Consider the following 1,249-nt stretch of genomic DNA (forward strand, 5'->3'; position numbering starts at 1 on the left):
TGTCGGCGGCACCCTCTCTTTCAAACGACTTGGGCAAGAATATCTTACCCACTACTTGGAAGGGATTGTCGAGGTTGTTGATAAAGAGATGGAAGATCCTGATGCAGCTTATTCTATGCAGCGTTGGATGCCAAAAATGTTGCAAGCAAGCAACATCGTTGAAATGACGCTCTCGACAAACAACGCCGTCGTTTATCGGTTCAAAGACACTTCGCATCAAATAGAAGCGTCGGCCTTGTTTGAAACTGAGTACCAGCTGACTCACAATCAAGACTATGTCATCCGCTTTAAAGCCATCCCTCCTTACTTAGGTTACAGCTACTCCATGCAGGAGTTGTGGTCGATCACCCTCGCCGTTATTTTGATCATCTTTTGTTTGATGCGCGGTGTTGCGTGGCTAAAAGAGCAGCTTGCTGGTTCAGAAATGCTGGAAGAGCGAGGAAGAATGATCTTGGCGGGGCGAGTTGAGCAATACGCCAAGGGAGATAAAAAAGAGTGGCCTTACACCGCGAGTGAAGCACTCGATGTGTTGATTGAAGAATTACAGGATGCACGCCAGGAGCGCAGCCGCTTTGATACCTTTATCCGTACTCAAACTTTTCTCGATAAGCTCACTGGAACAGCCAATCGAGTGCTCTTTGATAGCAAGCTGGAATCGGCTCTTTTAGAGAGTGGCGCACGTGGCGCGGTCTTGCTGATTCGTATTCAAGATTGGAAGCTCGTGGAAGAAGAGCAAGATAAGCAAATCACCGACGAGTTTATTGTTGAAGTCGGCAGCTTGTTATCCAATTTAGTGCAGCGTTACCCAGACGTGGTGTTCTCTCGTTATTACGATGCCGATTTTGCACTGTTCTTACCTCATCAAAGCGCCAAAGATGTTGCCAACTTGGCCTCACAATGTATTCGTCAACTAGAGAAACTTACGCCGCCAGATCCGCTCGACCCCGACAACTGGTGCCATATTGGTATCACTATGTACAAAGAGGGAGAGCGACACAGCCAAATTATTGATGAGGCGGAAACGGCACTCAGAAGTGCGCAGCTACAAAACAACAATAACTGGAGCCGTTTTAAGAAATGGAACCACGATGAAGAAGCGCGCGGAAGTGTGAGATGGCGTACGTTATTTGATACGGCACTTACATCAGAAAATGTGATACTCTACGCACAATCGGTTCACTCAATAAGTGATGCGACGCATAAAAAAGCCTTACACGAAGAGTTAACATGTCGAATTCGGGATCCTGAA

At 46.9% G+C, this 1,249-nt stretch carries 1 protein-coding gene; it reads left to right on the top strand.

Annotation, left to right across the window (positions count from 1 at the left end):
• A partial coding sequence (locus R8269_RS24905; RefSeq protein WP_318222868.1) for a diguanylate cyclase domain-containing protein occupies positions 1–1,249 on the top strand: 1,249 nt, incomplete at both ends.

The organism is Vibrio sp. Vb0667, from assembly GCF_033391095.1.